This window comes from Micromonospora sp. NPDC049374 (assembly GCF_040677165.1).
In the GTDB taxonomy this organism is placed as follows: domain Bacteria; phylum Actinomycetota; class Actinomycetes; order Mycobacteriales; family Micromonosporaceae; genus Micromonospora.
In genome coordinates this window covers 105,983-122,925 of the sequence record NZ_JBFAQH010000019.1, presented here as the reverse complement: position 1 = coordinate 122,925, position 16,943 = coordinate 105,983, and the positions used below count along the sequence as shown (strand labels likewise).

Here is a 16,943-nt window from a genome sequence, read left to right as displayed (position 1 = left end):
CGTTTGGGGGGGGGGGGGGGGGGGGGGGGGGGGGGCGCGGGGCGTGACCTCGGCGGGGTGCCGCGCGGGGGACGTCAGGCGTTGGCGGCGGAGAGCCTCTCGTACTCGGCGTCGGTCAGCTTCACCTGGGCGGCGGCCACGTTCTCCTCCAGGTGGGCCACCGACGACGTACCGGGAATCGGCAGCATGACCGGCGACCGGCGCAACAGCCAGGCGAGGGCCAGTTGCGCGGGCGTCGCGTCGTGCTCGGCGGCGACGGCGTCCAGCGGGCCGCCCGGCCGGGCCAGGTCGCCGGTCGCGATCGGGAACCACGGGATGAACGCGAGGTCGTGACGTTCGCAGTGGTCGAGCACGTCCTCCGCGTCGCGGTTGGCCAGGTTGTACAGGTTCTGCACCGACACGATCGGCACGATGCGGCGGGCCGCCTCGATCTGGTCGACGGTCACCTCGGAGAGCCCGATGTGCCGGATCTTGCCCTCTTCCCGCAGCAGCGCCAGCTCACCCAACTGGTCGGCCAGCGGCACCGCCGGATCGATGCGGTGCAGTTGGTAGAGGCCGATGGCATCCAGCCCGAGATGACGCAGGCTCAGCTCGCACTGCTGACGCAGGTACTCCGGTCGGCCCACCGGCCGCCAGTCACCCGGGCCGCTGCGGGTCAGCCCGGCCTTCGTCGCGATGAGCAGGTCGTCGGCGTACGGGTGCAGCGCCTCGCGGATCAGCAGCTCGGAGACGAACGGACCGTACGAGTCGGCGGTGTCGATGAACGTCACCCCCAGCTCGTAGGCGCGGCGCAGTACCCGGACCGCCTCGGCCGGGTCCTTCGGGTCACCCCAGACGCCGGGACCGGTGATCTGCATCGCGCCGTAACCGAGTCGGTCGACCTGTAGATCGCCGCCGATGCGGTAGGTGCCGGACTCCTTCGCAGGTCGGGTACCGGCTTCGAGCGCCACGGGGACCACCTTTCGGATCGTTGCCTTCGGAGCCCCAAGCTACCTGGTCGGCTTTGGGACAGCGGCCGGTCACCGCAGCTGCTACCCCTGGGCGGGACGGTGCCTGCGACGGGAGGGCTGGCATGTGGCAGCGGTTCAGGTCCGACCCGGTGGGACGGCTGCGGAAGCGGCTCGACGGCTTCGGCACCACCATGGAACCCCGGTGGGTGCTGGAACCCGCAGCCCTCCAGGAGGCCCGACCGGTGTACGAGCTGCTCGACGGGGTGGCCGGCCGCGATTCACTCGCCGAGCACGAGGCCGAGGCCCTGTTCCTGCTGGCCTGCCTGCACTGGTACCGGTACCAGATCCTGCCGGCCGGGCAGAACGCCGCCGACCTCGTGCAGGCGGTCGGGTTGACCGAGATGCTGCTGCACCTGGCACCGCAGCGGGTACCACCGTCGCTGCTGGCCCTGCTTTACACCCACGCGCCCGGTTCCGCCCAGACCGCTGGCCGGATCCCCGCAGCCCGGGCCGCGCCCGGCCGATCCGGCGGCGACGCGCCGGCCGAGCTGTTCCGCCAGGCGGTCGCGCTGATGGGCGGGGCCGAACGTTCCGGGGACTACCGGGTGGCCGACCAGGCGCAGGCCCTGCTGGAACGGGCCCTGGCCGGCGCACCGTCCGGCGCATCCGAGCGCCTGCACTACCTTTCCGCCCTCGGCCGGGTGCACCGGGATCAGTACCTGTACCTGGGCCGGCATCGGTCGCTTCCGGCGGCGATCGACGCGCACCGGGAGAGCCTGGAGTCGACGCCGGCCGGTGACCCGGAGCGCCCCATTCGGCTGTTCAACCTCGGCAACGTCCTCGGTGACCGGTTCGAGCAGGCGGGTGACGCCGCGGCCCTGGACGAGTCGATCCGACTGCTCGGTGACGCGGCCCGGGCCGCCCCCGCCGACTCGCCGGTTTGGCTGATGGCTCGCGTCAACCTCGGCGAACGGCTGCGCGAACGCTGGCAGCGCCGCGGCGAGCCGGCCGACCTCGAACGGGCCGTCGACACGCTGGCGCAGGCGGTGTCCGTCCGGGCCGATCCGCTTGTGCTCTTCGCGTACGCGACGCTGGCCAGTAGACGGTTCGTCGTCACCGGCACCGACGACGACCTGGACACGGCGATCGAGGCCAACCGTGCCGCGCTGGCGGCGGGGCTCGGCGAGGATCGGGACAGCCTGGCGCGGGCCACCCTGGCAGGGCTGGTCGGTGAGCGTCACCAGCGACGGCCGGCACCGGCCAACCTGGACGCGGCGATCGAGGCGTACCGGGCGGCGGCGGCCGGACCTCGGCTCGACGGGCAGGACGTGGGCGGGCTGTGGCAGGCCGAGGGCAAGCTGCGGGAGGCGCGCTACGCACTGCACCGCCGGGCCGAGGATCTCCACGAGGCGGTGCGACTGTTGCGCACGGCGGCAGCCGACACGACCGACCCGGTGGAGCGGGCCCGACGCCTCGGCGACCTCGGGTACACGCTGGGTCGCTGGTACGCCGACCTGGCCGGGGTGCCGACGTTGCGGGAGGCCCGCGACGCGCTCGCCGAGGGGGAGCGGCTGCTGCCGGCGGACCATCCGGATCGGCCCGACCTGCTGAACAACCTGGGCGACATGCTGCGTGACCTGGCCAACCTGGCGGGGGAACCCGACCTGCTGGAACCGGCCGTGGCGAGGCTGCGTGAGGCGGTCGCCGGCACGACGAATCCGGCGAAACTGCCGCTCCGCCTGTCGAATCTGGGTCTGGTCCTTCAGGAACTCTTCGGCCGCACCCAGGACCTGGGCATCCTCACCGAGGCGACCGCGGTGCTGCGGCGGGCGGTGGCCGCTGCCCCACCCGGGCACCCGGACCGGATGCTGGGCCTGCTCAATCTGGGATCGGCATTGAACCGGCGCACCGAACTGGTCGTCAACGCGGCGCTGCCGGCCGACGGCGGCACCGCACCAGAGCAGGCCCGGGCGGTCGCGCTTACCGACGCCGAGCAGGCGGTCACGCTGCTGCGGGAGGCGGCGGAGCTGGCGCAGCGGGAGGCCGAGCCCGTCGACCGCGTACGGATCGTCGGCACGCTCGCGCTCAGCCACCTGCTGCGGCACCAACTCACCGAGGATCCCGCCGCGCTCGACGAGGCGGTCACCCTGCTGCGGCAGATCGCGCAGGCCGCACCCGCCTCGGCTGCCGACCGGTACCGGTTGCAGACCAACCTCGGAAACGCGCTGCTGATCAGATTCCGGGCCGCTCGGGCCGGCCACGACGCCCACGAGATGCTGACGGCGTACCGGGCGGCGGTCGCGGCACTGCCCGTCGACCACCCCGAGCAGACGATGTGCCTGAGCAACCTGGCCGCCGCCGTCGAGGAGATCGCCCACGCCGCCCGGGAGGCGGTGTCCCCACCCGAGGCGGGCGAGGTGGACCCGGGCCTCGGCGGCCCGGCCAGCACGGCGCGCCCTGTCGAATCGACCGGCGGCTGGCGCGGATCTCGCGTAGGGCGCGGCGGCGGTTCCGCGTCGGCTGGCCCGGCGCCGGCCGGTTCCGGGGACCTGCCGCCGGTCGAGCTGGCCGAGGCGATCGCCCTGCTGCGCGAGGCCGCCGCGATCGAGGCGGCGCCGTCGTTGCTGCGGGCCGGTGCCGCGCGTACGTACGCCAGGCTCGCCGCCGACGCCGGTGACCTGCCGGCGGCGCTTGCGGGTTACACCACGGCGATCGAGCTGCTCGACCTGGTGGCCTGGCACGGTATGGACCTCGACGACCAGGGCCGGCTGCTCGGGCAGTTCCGGGGCCTGGCCGGCGACGCCGCGGCGGTGGCGATCGCGCTCGACCGGCCGGAACGTGCTGTGGAGCTGCTGGAGTACGGCCGAGGGGTGCTGCTCACCCGGGCCCACGACGCCGGTGCCGACCTGGCGGCGTTACGCGCGCGGGCGCCCCTCCTGGCCGAGCGGCTGGCCGCCACGCAGGCCGCCCTCGATCGCCTGGATCCGATGCCCGGTCCGACCGGGCCGTCGCCGGTCAGCGGGCTGGCCGCCCCGGTCCTTTCGCCGGTCGTCGACGACACGATGATGGGCTCGGAGCGCCGGCACGAGTTGGCCGGCCAGCGGCGTGAGGTGCTGGCGGAGATCCGGCAGCTGCCCGGCTTCGAACGCTTCCTGCGGCCACCCCCCTTCGCCGACCTGGCCCGGGCCGGCGAGGACGGTCCGGTGGTGCTTGTCAACGTGGCCGCCCGGCGCTGCGACGCGCTTGTGGTCAGCGGGGGACAGGTGACGAGGGTGCCGCTGCCCGAGCTGACCCTCGACGAACTGCACCTGCGAGCCGCGTACTTCCTGATCGGGCTCGCCGAGGTCACCGCCTCCGATAATGACCCGGGACCGGAGGCGCAGCGCCGCAGGGCCGCGTTCCGACGTCGGATCCCGGAGACCCTGGACTGGTTGTGGCGGGTGGTCGCTGCCCCCGTGCTGGACGCGCTGGGCCCGGCCGCCGCGCCACCAGCCGCCGATGCCGCGCCGGCCCGTCTGTGGTGGTGTCCCACAGGTGTGCTCACCCTGCTGCCGCTGCACGCCGCCGCGCCGCTGGGCGGGGGGACCGGCGTCCTCGACCGGGTCGTCCCGTCGTACACGGCCTCGCTGCGGGCGCTCATCCGGGCCCGGCGGGTGCCGGCGGCCAGGTCCGCGCCGGTCACCTCGGCCCTGTTCGTCGGGATGCCGCGTACGCCGGGGCTGACGGACCTGCCCGGCGCGGCGGGGGAGCAGGCCGTGGTACGCCGGTACCTGACCGACGTGACGTCGTTGACCGGACCGGCGGCCACCCCCTCGGCGGTGCTCGGCGCCCTGCCGGGAACGCCAGTGGTCCACCTGTGCTGTCACGGCACCCAGGATCTCGCCGCGCCCGCCCGGGGCCGGCTAGCGTTGGCGGGTGGCCCGCTGCACGTACGGGATCTGTGGCGGCCGGCGGGCACCACGGCCGCGCTCGCGGTCCTGTCCGCCTGCGACACGGTACGCGGCGGCGCCGCCCTGCCGGACGAGGCGCTGACCCTGGGCACCGCGTTCCAGCTGGCGGGTTTCCGGCACGTCATCGGCGCGCTCTGGGCCATCTCCGACGCGTTGACCGTGCAGCTGTGCGAGGACCTGTACGCGGCGCTGGCGGTGCCCGGTGGGCTCGACCCGGAGCGGGCCGCGTCCGCCCTGCACCACGCCGTCCGGCAGGTGCGTGCCGCCCTGCCCGACCTGCCGGAACTCTGGGCGGGCTACGCCCATATCGGCCCCTGACCGGGAGCGTCTCACCGCTGCGGATCACCGGGCCGACCGGTATTGAAGCAGGCCGACGACTCCCGGCCCCGACCTGGTCCGCTCAGGGTTGGCCGGGCGCGTACCAGGTGACCCCCACGGCGGCGATCAGCAGGGCCGTGCAGACCAGCACCAGCAGCACCCCGAGGCGTAGTGCCCGGGCCGCGGCGAGGGCCTCCCGGTGCTCGCCGAGCGGAGCTGGGGGCAGCTCGGCGACCGGCGTCACCGACAGTGGCCCGTGCGCGGCCCGCAGCAGCGCCAGCGCCCCGGCGACCCCGGCCATGATCGCGGCCAGCAGCAGTACGCCGACCAGCGCGCCCCAGCCCGGCGCGAGGGTGCTGACGTCGGAGCGACCCCGGATCAGGCTGAAGCCGACAAGCGCCACGAGCAGGCCACCCAGCCCGTTGCGCCAGGCCAGCGCAGCGGCCCGGACCCGGTCCAGTTCGCCGCGCAGCAACGCGGCCAGCTCCTGCGCCCGGCGCAGGTCGGTAAGCGTCGCCGCAGGGCCCGGCCGCAGTCGGATCACGACTCGACCTCCAGCGTCACCGTCCAGTACGCGCCGCAGCCGGCCAGCCCGTCCGGGCGGTCCGGATGCTCGGCGGCGCAGCTGCACAGCAGGGTCCGGTAACCAAGTTCGACCGATGCCTGCGACGCAACCCGCCGGAACACCTCGCCGACGATCGGGCAGGAGATCGGGTGCTGGCAGCGGGGGCAGTCGCCGCTGAGCAGCACCGCCGGACCGTACCGGCGTACCGAGAACGTCTCCGCGACCCGGGTGGCGTACCCCTCGTCGGTGACCTCCGCGTACGGCAGCGGCTCCGCCGCCGACTCACGATCCCGCACCGATGCACCCTCCCCACCGCCGCCCGCACGACATCGACCACACGGTAGCGACCGCCCGCCCGTCGGTCACCCGGCGCGCGGGCGGTCGGCGTCGCGACGGGGCGGGGCCGGGCGACCGGGCACCGGGGAGCAGGAGCGCCGGGGGGAGGATCGGCGGAGCACCCGTGCGGCCGGACCGTCCGTGGGAGGCTGGACGGTACCGCCGCGTGCACCGCCCGGCGTCGGCGGGCCCGTGCGAAAGGGAAGCCATGTCAGGGGAGCCGCAGGTCGACTTCGCACTCGACACGTACGAGTGCATCGTGCTGTATCCCGGCGCCGCCGGACGGGCGTTGCCGACCGAGACCGTCCAGCGGTTGCAGGCCGAGCACGCCCGGCACATGCAGGCGATGCAGGAGCGGGGGATCATCCTCGTCGCCGGCGCGGTGGACGGCCAGGCCCGGGAGCCGGACCCGCCGCTCGGGTTCGGTCTGGCGCGGACCGGCTCGGTCGACGATGTCCGCAGCGTGATGGACGCTGACCCGGCGGTGCAGGCCGGCCTCTACCGGGTGGACGTGATGACCTTCCTCTGCCCGGCCGGCTCGTTGGAGTTTCCGCTGGTCAAGACGGAGAGCTGAGCCGACTCGACCGCGTTCACGTCATGTCGCCGGAAGGTCGCGGACAGTTGTCAACCCGGAGCGCCCCGACGTGCCCTGGCGCCAGGGGCGTACCATTCCGGCGCGCGGTCGCCGTTGCCCGCCATCGACGTCCGGAGCGGCTCACGCTCGCCGGCTGCGCGCGTGAGCCGCGCGCCGTTGGACAACTGTTCCACATTGCGCAAGGGGTCGGCCGGTGGTCCGACCCGGAGGAGAGACTAGCCTGATGGGCGTGACACGCCGCGCGAAGATCGTCTGCACTCTTGGCCCCGCCACCTCGTCGCCCGAGCGCATCCGCGGGCTCGTCGAAGCCGGCATGAACGTGGCGAGGCTCAACTTCAGTCACGGCAGCCACGCCGACCACGAGGCGGTCTACCGGCTCGTGCGGGAGGCCGCCGAGGCCGCGGGTCAGCCGGTGGCGATTCTGGCCGACCTCCAGGGGCCCAAGATCCGGCTGGGTCGGTTCGCCGACGGGCCGCACGAGTGGCGCACCGGCGACTCGGTGGTGATCACCGGCGACGACGTCGTGGGCAGCAAGGAGCGGGTCTCCTGCACCTACCGCAGGCTTCCCCAGGAGGTCAAGCCCGGTGACCGGCTGCTGATCGACGACGGCCGGGTCGCCGTCGAGGTCACCGACGTCACCGGCAACGACATCCGGGTACTGGTCACCGAGGGTGGGCCGGTCAGCAACAACAAGGGTGTCTCGCTGCCCAACGTGGCGGTCAGCGTGCCCGCCCTGTCGGAGAAGGACGCCGCCGATCTGCGCTTCGCGCTCGGCCTCGGTGTCGACCTGGTCGCCCTGTCGTTCGTCCGCTCCGCCGACGACATCAAGCTGTGCCACGCGATCATGAGTGAGGTCGGCGTGCACCGCCCGGTGCTGGCCAAGGTCGAGAAGCCGGAGGCGGTCGACCACCTCGAAGCGATCGTGCTGGCCTTCGACGGGGTAATGGTGGCCCGCGGTGACCTCGGCGTGGAACTACCGCTCGACGAGGTGCCGCTGGTGCAGAAGCGCGCGGTGCAGTTGTGCCGGGAGAACGCCAAGCCGGTCATCGTGGCCACCCAGATGCTCGACTCCATGATCGAGAATTCCCGGCCGACCCGCGCCGAGGCCTCCGACGTCGCCAACGCGGTGCTCGACGGCGCCGACGCCGTGATGCTCTCCGGTGAGACAAGCGTCGGCAAGTACCCGGTGCTCACCGTCAGCACCATGTCCAAGATCGTCAGCACCACCGAGGCCGGATCCATCCTGGTGCCCCGCCTCCAGCACGACCCGCGTACGCACGGCGGGGCGCTCACCGTGGCCGCCTCCTCGATCGCCCGGGCCATCGGCGCCAAGGCGCTTGTCGCGTTCTCGCAGACCGGTGACACCGTGCGTCGGCTCAGCCGGCTGCACTGCGACCTGCCGCTGCTGGCCTTCACTCCGGTGCCCGAGGTGCGCGCGCAACTCGCCCTCTCCTGGGGGGTGGAGACCTTCCTGATGCCGTTCGTGCAGCACACCGACGACATGTTCCGCCAGGTCGACCAGGCGCTGCTCGGGCTGAACCGGGGCAACCCCGGCGACTACGTGGTGATCGTGGCGGGCAGCCCGCCCGGCAGCCCCGGCTCCACCAACACCCTGCGGGTGCACCAGCTCGGCTCGCTCGTCGACGCCGCCACGGCACGGGCGTTGCAGTGACCGACGGCTCCCTCGTCGGCCAGGCCGCCGTCGACCAACTGCTGGAGGTCCTGGACCTCGCGCCGACCGGCGCGATGTCGTTCCGGGGGATGAGCCCGCCCGTCGGTCCGCAACGGGTGTACGGCGGCCAGGTCGCCGGCCAAGCCCTGGTCGCCGCCGGCCGCACCGTCGACGCGGAGCGGGTGGTCCACTCCCTGCACGGCTACTTCGTGCGCCCCGGTGACCCGGTCGAGCCGATCGAGTACGAGGTGGAGAACATCCGCGACGGCCGCTCGTTCTCGGTGCGCCGCTCGGTCGCGCTCCAGCACGGCAAGCCCATCTTCTTCATGTCCGCCTCGTTCCAGCGGCCGGAGGAGGGGCTGGACCACCACGCCCCGTTGCCGCCGGACGTGCCCGGGCCGGAGTCGGTCCCGACCATGACCGACCGGCTCTCCCGCTACCCGGAGCGGCTGGGCATCTGGGGGCAGATTCCCCGCCCGATCGACGTGCGCTACGTCGGTGAACCCGGTTGGGTTCGTCCGGGCGATCGGCCGGCCGACCCGCACCAGCGGGTGTGGATGCGAATCGACGGCAAGCTGCCCGACGATCCGCTGCTGCACGCCTGCGCCCTGACGTACGCCTCCGACCTGACCCTGCTCGACTCGGTGCTCTCGGTGCACGGCGAGGTGTGGGGGCCGGGTGGCGTGGTGGGGGCGAGCCTGGATCACGCCCTGTGGTTCCACCGGCCGTTCCGGGCCGACGAATGGTTTCTCTACGACTGCTGGAGCCCGTCGGCCTCCGGGGCGCGCGGGCTGGCCACCGGCCGCATGTTCACGGTGGCCGGCAGCCAGATCGCCAGCGCCGTGCAGGAGGGCCTGCTGCGCCGCGTCGGCGGCTGAGGCACCGTTCCCGGTGTTCTCGGCCAGCTACTGTCGGCGACCACGGTACGACGGCGCCGGACTCGGTCGGCCGGTGGCGGGCCGCCGGGCGATACCCGGATACCCGACGGTTAACCTGTCCGACATGCGTCTCTCAGCCCGGGTGGACTACGCCCTTCGAGCGGTCGCCGAACTGGCCTCGGTGGCCGGGGCTGGACGTGGTCGCCCGGTCACCGCCGATCAGATCGCGCGGGCCCAGCAGATCCCACCGAAGTTCCTGGAGAGCATCCTGCTGCAACTGCGCCGTGCGGGCGTGGTGCAGGCCCAGCGCGGGCCCGAGGGTGGCTACTGGCTGGCCCGGCCGGCTGAGGAGATCTGCCTCGCCGACGTGATCCGGGTGATCGACGGGCCGCTGGCCCACATCCGGGGCCAACGCCCCGAACACCTCGGATACCAGGGTGCGGCGCGGGCGTTGCAGGAGGTCTGGATCGCGTTGCGGGCCAGCGAACGGCAGATCCTCGAACTGGTCACCGTCGCCGACGTGGCGCGGGGCACCCTGCCCGAGCCGGTCACCAAGCTGGTCGCCGACCCCGGCGCCTGGACCTGACCGGACGCGTCACCGCCCCACGGCCGCCACGCGTCACCGCCCCACGGCCGCCACGCGTCACCGCCCCACGGCTGCCACGCGTCACCGCCCCACGGCGGCGACGCGCCACGCCCCACGGCCGCCGCGCGTCGGCGTCGCGACGTGTCGTCTCACTGACTGATCGCAGGGTTGACCGGAGGCCAGCCATGCCGCATTGTCGACCAAGCCGATAGGAGATGTCGATTAGCCGGGAGGCGTCGTGCGCAAGCTGCTCGTCATCGCGTTGGTGGGGCTCGCCGCGCAACTCGTCGATGGTTCGCTCGGCATGGCGTACGGGCTGACCTCCTCGACGCTGCTGCTGCTGGCCGGCGTCGCACCGGCAGCCGCGTCCGCCTCGGTGCACCTGGCCGAGATCGGCACCACGCTCGCCGCAGGCACGGCGCACTGGCGGTTCGGCAACGTCGACTGGCGGGTGGTGCGCCGCATCGCGGTGCCCGGCGCGCTCGGTGCCTTCGCCGGTGCCACCTTCCTCAGCGCGCTCTCCACCGAGTCGGCCGCACCCTGGATGGCCGCGATCCTGTTCACGCTCGGCGCGTACCTGCTCATCCGGTTCTCCCGACCGCTGCGCCGAAACCCGGCCGCCGGCCGGCTACGCGGGCGTTTCCTCGGCCCGCTCGGCCTCGTCGCCGGCTTCGTCGACGCCACCGGCGGCGGCGGATGGGGCCCGGTGGCCACCCCGGCCCTGCTGGTCAGCGGCCGGATGGAGCCCCGCAAGGTGATCGGCTCGGTGGACACCTCCGAGTTCGTCGTGGCCTCCGCCGCCAGCCTCGGCTTCCTGATCGGTCTGGGCACCGAGGGTTTCCTGCTGCCGATCGTGCTCGCGCTGCTCGCCGGTGGCCTGATCGCCGCACCGATCGCGGCCTGGCTGGTGCGCATCGTGCCGGCCCAACTGCTCGGCGCGGCCGTCGGTGGCGTGATCGTGCTGACCAACGCCCGCGTCCTGATGCGCGCCGGCGACCTGGGTGGATCCCTGCCGGTGGTCGTCTACCTGCTGTTGGCCGCAGGATGGATCACGGCCCTGACGCTGGCGGTCCGGGTGCTGCTGCGCACCCGCCGCGAACGTGCCCTCGCCGCAACCTTCTCCACCGACCCGCAGCCCCCCACCCCCACCCCCACCCCCGAGCCGGTCGGCGCGGGCGTGACCACCCGCCCTGACCCCCGTTGACCATGAGGTTGTTGTCCCGACACGCCAGGCGGAGGGCCAACAACCTCATGATCGACGAAAAAGTTGCGGGGAGGATCAGGTCGCCGGGGGCAGGGGTGGCGCGGTAGCCGAGATGAGCTGCCAGGCCTCGTCGACGTGGGTCTGCGTGGTCTGTGGGGCGCCGACGGCCAGGCGTAGCGTGTGTCGGCCGGCGACCCGGGTGTGGGTCAGGTAGATCCGGCCGGTGGCGTTCACCGCCGCCAGCAGCCGCTCGTTCGGCCCGTCCGGGCCGCGCAGCCGGAAACAGACAAGCGCGTACGGATGGTCGGCGACCAGTTCGAACCGCTCGTCGGCGCGGACCCGGTCGGCGAACCCGGCAGCCAGCGCCACCCCTCGACGGATGTGCTCGCGCAGGCCCTCGACGCCGTACCAGCGCAGCACGAACCACAGCTTCAAGGCCCGGAACCGCCGCCCCAGCGGCACCTGCCAGTCCCGATAGTCGATCACCGCGCCGGACTCGCTGGCCGCGTTGCGCAGGTACTCCGGCAGCACGGTCAACGCCTCGACCAGCTCACCGGCGTCGGCCACCCAGAACGCGTCGCAGTCGAAGCCGGTGAGCAGCCACTTGTGCGGGTCGAAGCAGTACGAGTCGGCGTACTCCAGGCCCGCGTGGCCGAACCGCAACTCCGGGCAGACCGCCGCCGCGCCCGCGTACGCGGCGTCGACGTGCAGGAAGACACCGTGCTCGGCGCAGATCGGGCCGATGTCCGGCAGCGGGTCCACCGCCGTGGTGGAGGTGGTGCCGACGGTCGCCACCACCAGGGCGGGCACCACCCCGGCGGCCCGGTCCGCCTCGAGCGCGGCGCGCAGCGCCACCGGCGACATCGCCCGGGTCGCCGGATCCACCTCGATCAGGCGTACGCCGTCGGCGCCCAGACCCGCGATCCGGGCGGCCTTCTCGACCGACGAGTGCGCCTCCGTCGAGGCGTACACCCGGTAGCGGCGGTCGACGCCGGCCTGACGCCACCGACCGCCGGCGGCCCGGTGCAGCGCGACCAGGGTGGCCACCAGGGTGGCCGAGGAGGCCGAGTCCTGGATGACCCCGCCGCCGCTGCCGCCGGAGCGGAACCGGGCCGGCAGATCCAGCAGGTCGGCCAGCCAGTCGAGCAGCACCGTCTCCAGCTCGGTGCAGGCCGGACCGGTGGCCCAGAGCATGCCCTGCACGCCCAGCCCGGCACTGACCAGGTCACCGAGCACACTGGGACCCGAGGTGTTGGCCGGGAAGAACCCGAAGAAACCCGGATGCTGCCAGTGGGTGAGCCCGGGTGCGACCAGCTTGTCCAGGTCGGCGAGGACCGCCTCGACCGGCTCGCCCCGGGCCGGTGGCCCGGCCGGCAGCCCGGCGGCCACCGTGCCGGGCGGATCCTGGGAGGTCACCGGGCGCTGCGGCAGCGTCGCCCAGTAGTCGGCGATCCAGTCGACCACCGCGTGCCCGGCCCGGCGGAACTCCTCAGGCGTCATGTGTGCAGCCACCCGGCGAGTGGATCAAAAGGACCGGCGTCAGAGCAAGTCAGCGGATCGATTGTGAGCAGAAAGCGCTTGCCCTAGCATCACAGACGCGCGGGAACGCAATCACTACCATCGATTCGATGGATTCCTTCCGCTAGCGCGGCACGGCCGCCGGCCCGGGCACGGCCGGTGGACGACCAACGGCTCGTCGGCTCCGGGCACGGCCGGCGTACCACCGGACGCCGCGCGTCCGACCTCCACCGGAGGAACCATGCTTCGCACCGCCCCCCGGGCGGCCCTGCTCGCCGCGGCCACCGCCACGGCCGTCGCTGCCGCCGGCGTGCTGACCACCCTGACCGTCTCGGCCGCCGCCGCGGGATGCCGCGTCGATTACCGCGTCACCAACCAGTGGACCGGCGGCTTCGGCGCCGACGTCACCGTCACCAACCTCGGCGACCCGGTCAACGGCTGGACGCTGACCTGGTCCTACGCCGCCGGGCAACAGGTCACCCAGGCCTGGAACACCACCGTCACCCAGTCCGGTGCCCAGGTGAGCGCCCGCAACGTCGACTACAACGCCACCATCGGCACCAACGGCAGCGTCAACTTCGGCTTCAACGGCTCGTGGAACGGCAGCAACCCGGCACCGACCAGCTTCGCGCTGAACGGCACCACCTGCACCGGCGCCACCGCACCGACCACCCCGCCGCCGTCACCCACCACACCTGCACCCACCACACCTGCACCCACCACACCTGCACCCACCACACCTGCACCGACCACGCCGCCGCCGACGACCCCACCGCCCGGGGTGATGCAGGCGGAGAACCTGGACCGGGGCCTGGTCAGCGTCCGCTCCGGATCGGCAAACCTGGTCTCCTGGCGGCTGCTGGGCACCGAGACCACCGGCGTCGCCTTCAACCTCTACCGAGGTACGACCAGGGTGAACTCCAGCCCGATCACCGGCGCGACCAACTACCTGGACAGCGGCGCGCCGGCCGGCGCGGCGTACACCGTGCGGGCCGTGGTGGGCGGCACCGAGCAGGCCGCCTCCGCACCCGCGTTGCAGTTCCCCTCCGGCTACCTGGACGTCCCGTTGCAGGTCCCGCCGAGCGGCACCACCCCCAGCGGCGAGGCGTACACCTACTCCGCCAACGACGCCAGCGTCGGTGACCTCGACGGCGACGGCCGGTACGAGTTCGTGCTCAAGTGGGACCCGTCCAACGCCAAGGACAACTCGCAGTCCGGCTACACCGGCAACGTCTACGTCGACGCGTACACACTCACCGGCACCCGGCTGTGGCGCATCGACCTCGGCCGCAACATCCGCGCCGGCGCCCACTACACCCAGTTCCAGGTGTACGACTACGACGGTGACGGCCGCGCCGAGGTGGCCATGAAGACCGCCGACGGCACCCGCTCCGGCACCGGCCAGGTGATCGGTAACGCCAGCGCCGACCACCGCAACTCCGCCGGCTACGTCCTCGCCGGCCCCGAGTACCTGACCATGTTCGACGGCAGCACCGGCGCCGCCCTCTCCACCGTCAACTACGACCCACCGCGCGGCACCGTCTCGTCCTGGGGCGACAACTACGGCAACCGGGTCGACCGGTTCCTCGCCGGCACCGCCTACCTGGACGGACAACGCCCGTCGCTGATCATGGCCCGTGGCTACTACACCCGCGCGGTCATCGCCGCCTGGGACTTCCGCAACGGCACCCTCACCAAGCGGTGGACCTTCGACTCCAACGCCTCCGGCAACGGTTCCGCCGCCGGACAGGGCAACCACAGCCTCTCCATCGCCGACGTCGACGGCGACGGCCGGCAGGAGATCGTCTACGGCGCGGCCACCATCGACGACAACGGCCGCCTGCTCTGGTCGACAGGCCACGGCCACGGCGACGCCGGCCACGTCGGCGACCTCGACCCGTCCCGCCCCGGACTGGAGTACTTCAAGGTGAGCGAGGACGGCAGCAAGCCCAGCTCCTGGTTCGCCGACGCCCGCACCGGTCAGATTCTCTGGTCCACCCCGACCGGAGGCGACAACGGCCGAGGCGTCTCCGCCGACATCTGGGCCGGCAGCCCCGGCGCCGAATCCTGGTCGTCCGCGGTGAGTGGGCTGGCAAACACCCGCGGCCAGAACATCGGCCGCAAGCCGTCCTCGACGAACTTCCTCATCTGGTGGGACGGCGACCCGGTCCGCGAACTGCTCGACGCCACCCGGATCGACAAGTACGGCACCGGCGGCGACACCCGTCTGCTCACCGGCAGTGGCGTCGCGTCCAACAACGGCACCAAGTCGACCCCGAGCCTCTCGGCCGACCTGTTCGGTGACTGGCGGGAGGAGGTGGTGTGGCGCACCACCGACAGCCGGGCCCTGCGCATCTACAGCACCCCGACGCCGACCAGCATCCGGATCCACACCCTGATGCACGACCTGCAGTACCGGGTCGCCATCGCCTGGCAGAACACCGCCTACAACCAGCCCCCGCACCCGAGCTTCTTCCTCGGCGACGGCATGAGCACGCCACCCGCGCCCAACATCTACCTGCGTTGACCGTCGGGGTGAGCAAGCGGTAGAAGAAAGGAAAAGGCACCGGGCCGCAATCGCGGAATCCGCACAACTGCGGCCCGGTGCCCCACACCGCGGCACCCCCGACCCGTCCCGACCGGGGAGTGCCGTACCACCACCGGATACAACGTTAGGCGGGCTCCGCGTCGCGAGGGTGACGCTGTCGTGAAGATCGTGTTTCGCGGCCCGGGAAACGCTGTGACCTGGGACACCATGCCATCCCGGTCGGGCCGCGGCCACCCCGTCAGCGCCGCAGGCCGCCGGCCACCTCGGTCGCGATCAACTCGAACGAACGCACCCGGTCGGCGACGTCGTACACCATCGTGGTCAACATCAGCTCGTCCGCGCCGGTGCTGGCCAGCAGCTCACCCAACTGCCGGCGGACCGTCTCCGGGGAACCGCTCGCCTGACCCTGCCGGCGCTGCGCCAGGAACTCCCGCTCGAACTCGGTGTACGGGTACGCCGCCGCCTCGTCCGGGCTCGCCAGAGGCTCCGGCCGCCCCGACCGCAACCGCAGGAACGACAACCCGGCCGGCCCGGCCAACCACTCGGCGCGCTCGTCGGACTCGGCACACACCGCGTTCACCGCCACCATCGCGTACGGCCGCTCCAGCCACCGCGACGGACGGAAACTCTGCCGGTACAGCGCCAACGCGGGCAACGTGTTCTGCGCGCTGAAGTGATGCGCGAAAGAGAACGGCAGGCCCAGCGCACCGGCCAACTGGGCGCTGAACCCACTGGAACCCAACAACCACACCGCCGGCCGCTGCCCACGCCCCGGAGTCGCGGTGATCCGCCCCGACGCCGCCTCGTCGAAGTAGCCCATCAGATCGTTCAGCTCGCGGGGAAAACCCTCGGCCGACAGGCCCTCCATGGTCCGGCGCAGCGCCAACGCGGTCACCTGATCGGTGCCCGGCGCACGGCCGATACCCAGGTCGATGCGCCCCGGATGCAGCGCCTCCAGGGTGCCGAACTGCTCGGCGACCACCAGCGGCGCGTGATTGGGCAGCATCACCCCACCCGAGCCGAGCCGGATGTCGGTGGTGTGCGCGGCCAGATGCGCGATCAGCACCGCCGGCGCCGAGGAGGCAATGGCCGGCATGTTGTGGTGCTCAGCCACCCAGAACCGGTGGTAGCCCAGCTCGTCAGTGCGTCGCGCCAACTCGGTGGTGTGCCGCAACGCCTCACCGGCGGAGGCACCGGCGGCGACGGGGGCGAGGTCGAGGACAGACAACGGAACGTCGATCACACGGCTGGCCAACCCGGCGCACGCCGGTTCTGTTCCCGAACCGGACGAGGACGTGATCAACCCGACCCACGGGCCTGCTCGAAGATCAGGCTGGTCTGCGTGTGCTGCACCGCCGGATCCACCGCCAGATGGTCCAGCACGAAGTCGCGCAGCGCCTCCGCCGAGGCCGCCCGCACATGCAGCACGTAATCCTCCGCCCCGGCCACATGGAAAACCGACACCACCCCGGGCAACCGCACCGAACGCGCCCGGAACGCGTCGACCGCCGCCCGCGCGTGCTCGGTCAGCCGCACCGACACCAACGCCTGCAACGGCAACCCCAACGCCGCCGGATGCACCTCGGCGTGGAAACCCCGGATCGCCCCGCACTCCCGCAACGCCCGGGTACGCGCCAGGCAGGTCGACGGCGCCACCCCCACCCGTTCGGCCAGGGCATTGTTCGGCAACCGGCCGTCGCCGGCCAGCTCGGTCAGGATGGCGCGGTCGGTGTCGTCGAGGGCCGCGAACGGCCGAACATCGTGCGGTACGGGGGGCATGCCGCCATCCTCCATCGAACCCTACCGGCTCCGAAAGTGAATAT

The 16,943-nt window shown here is 72.8% G+C and carries 13 protein-coding genes; 7 read left to right on the top strand and 6 right to left on the bottom strand.

Annotation, left to right across the window (positions count from 1 at the left end; genetic code table 11):
- Window positions 1-74: 74 nt before the first annotated feature.
- Window positions 75-950 (bottom strand): aldo/keto reductase, encoded by an 876-nt coding sequence (locus AB0J93_RS26290; RefSeq protein ID WP_363924989.1) that lies wholly within the window; start codon window positions 948-950, stop codon window positions 75-77.
- A gap of 122 nt (window positions 951-1,072) precedes the next feature.
- On the opposite strand from AB0J93_RS26290, the gene AB0J93_RS26285 reads away from it, so the two are divergent.
- Window positions 1,073-5,218, top strand: coding sequence for a CHAT domain-containing protein (locus tag AB0J93_RS26285; protein ID WP_363924988.1), 4,146 nt, complete (start codon window positions 1,073-1,075; stop codon window positions 5,216-5,218).
- 82 nt (window positions 5,219-5,300) lie between these two features.
- Here the strand turns inward: AB0J93_RS26285 and AB0J93_RS26280 are convergent, their stop codons facing one another.
- Together AB0J93_RS26280 and AB0J93_RS26275 are read right to left on the bottom strand one after the other, a co-directional pair.
- Window positions 5,301-5,762 (bottom strand): hypothetical protein, encoded by a 462-nt coding sequence (locus tag AB0J93_RS26280; protein ID WP_363924987.1) that lies wholly within the window; start codon window positions 5,760-5,762, stop codon window positions 5,301-5,303.
- Window positions 5,759-6,079: a hypothetical protein gene (locus tag AB0J93_RS26275; RefSeq protein ID WP_363924986.1), complete on the bottom strand. Its 321-nt coding sequence runs from the start codon at window positions 6,077-6,079 to the stop codon at window positions 5,759-5,761. Before AB0J93_RS26275 ends, AB0J93_RS26280 begins: the two co-directional genes overlap by 4 nt.
- A gap of 248 nt (window positions 6,080-6,327) precedes the next feature.
- Here AB0J93_RS26275 and AB0J93_RS26270 point away from each other — a divergent pair, with 248 nt between their 5' ends.
- From AB0J93_RS26270 to AB0J93_RS26250, 5 genes are all read left to right on the top strand, one after another.
- Complete coding sequence (locus AB0J93_RS26270) at window positions 6,328-6,693, top strand: YciI family protein (protein ID WP_363924985.1); 366 nt, start codon at window positions 6,328-6,330, stop codon at window positions 6,691-6,693.
- Between the two features lie 244 nt (window positions 6,694-6,937).
- Window positions 6,938-8,386 (top strand): pyruvate kinase, encoded by a 1,449-nt coding sequence (gene pyk, locus AB0J93_RS26265; RefSeq protein WP_363924984.1) that lies wholly within the window; start codon window positions 6,938-6,940, stop codon window positions 8,384-8,386.
- Window positions 8,383-9,264 carry an acyl-CoA thioesterase II gene (locus AB0J93_RS26260; protein ID WP_363924983.1) on the top strand — a complete coding sequence of 294 codons (882 nt, stop codon included), beginning with the start codon at window positions 8,383-8,385 and terminating at the stop codon, window positions 9,262-9,264. Before pyk ends, AB0J93_RS26260 begins: the two co-directional genes overlap by 4 nt.
- A 124-nt stretch (window positions 9,265-9,388) precedes the next feature.
- Window positions 9,389-9,850, top strand: a complete 462-nt coding sequence (locus tag AB0J93_RS26255; RefSeq protein WP_363924982.1) for an Rrf2 family transcriptional regulator — start codon at window positions 9,389-9,391, stop codon at window positions 9,848-9,850.
- A gap of 238 nt (window positions 9,851-10,088) precedes the next feature.
- Window positions 10,089-11,054: a sulfite exporter TauE/SafE family protein gene (locus AB0J93_RS26250; RefSeq protein ID WP_363924981.1), complete on the top strand. Its 966-nt coding sequence runs from the start codon at window positions 10,089-10,091 to the stop codon at window positions 11,052-11,054.
- 75 nt (window positions 11,055-11,129) lie between these two features.
- Here AB0J93_RS26250 and AB0J93_RS26245 read toward each other — a convergent pair whose 3' ends face one another.
- Window positions 11,130-12,566, bottom strand: a complete 1,437-nt coding sequence (locus AB0J93_RS26245; protein WP_363924980.1) for a pyridoxal-dependent decarboxylase — start codon at window positions 12,564-12,566, stop codon at window positions 11,130-11,132.
- A 247-nt stretch (window positions 12,567-12,813) separates the two neighbouring features.
- Here AB0J93_RS26245 and AB0J93_RS26240 point away from each other — a divergent pair, with 247 nt between their 5' ends.
- The gene (locus tag AB0J93_RS26240) at window positions 12,814-15,099 is read left to right on the top strand and encodes a cellulose binding domain-containing protein (RefSeq protein WP_363924979.1); all 2,286 of its coding nucleotides are present in this window, start codon (window positions 12,814-12,816) and stop codon (window positions 15,097-15,099) included.
- 259 nt (window positions 15,100-15,358) lie between these two features.
- Here the strand turns inward: AB0J93_RS26240 and AB0J93_RS26235 are convergent, their stop codons facing one another.
- Window positions 15,359-16,375, bottom strand: coding sequence for an LLM class flavin-dependent oxidoreductase (locus tag AB0J93_RS26235; RefSeq protein ID WP_363924978.1), 1,017 nt, complete (start codon window positions 16,373-16,375; stop codon window positions 15,359-15,361).
- Window positions 16,376-16,419: 44 nt separating this feature from the next.
- Window positions 16,420-16,899 carry an Lrp/AsnC family transcriptional regulator gene (locus AB0J93_RS26230; RefSeq protein ID WP_363924977.1) on the bottom strand — a complete coding sequence of 160 codons (480 nt, stop codon included), beginning with the start codon at window positions 16,897-16,899 and terminating at the stop codon, window positions 16,420-16,422.
- Window positions 16,900-16,943: the final 44 nt, after the last annotated feature.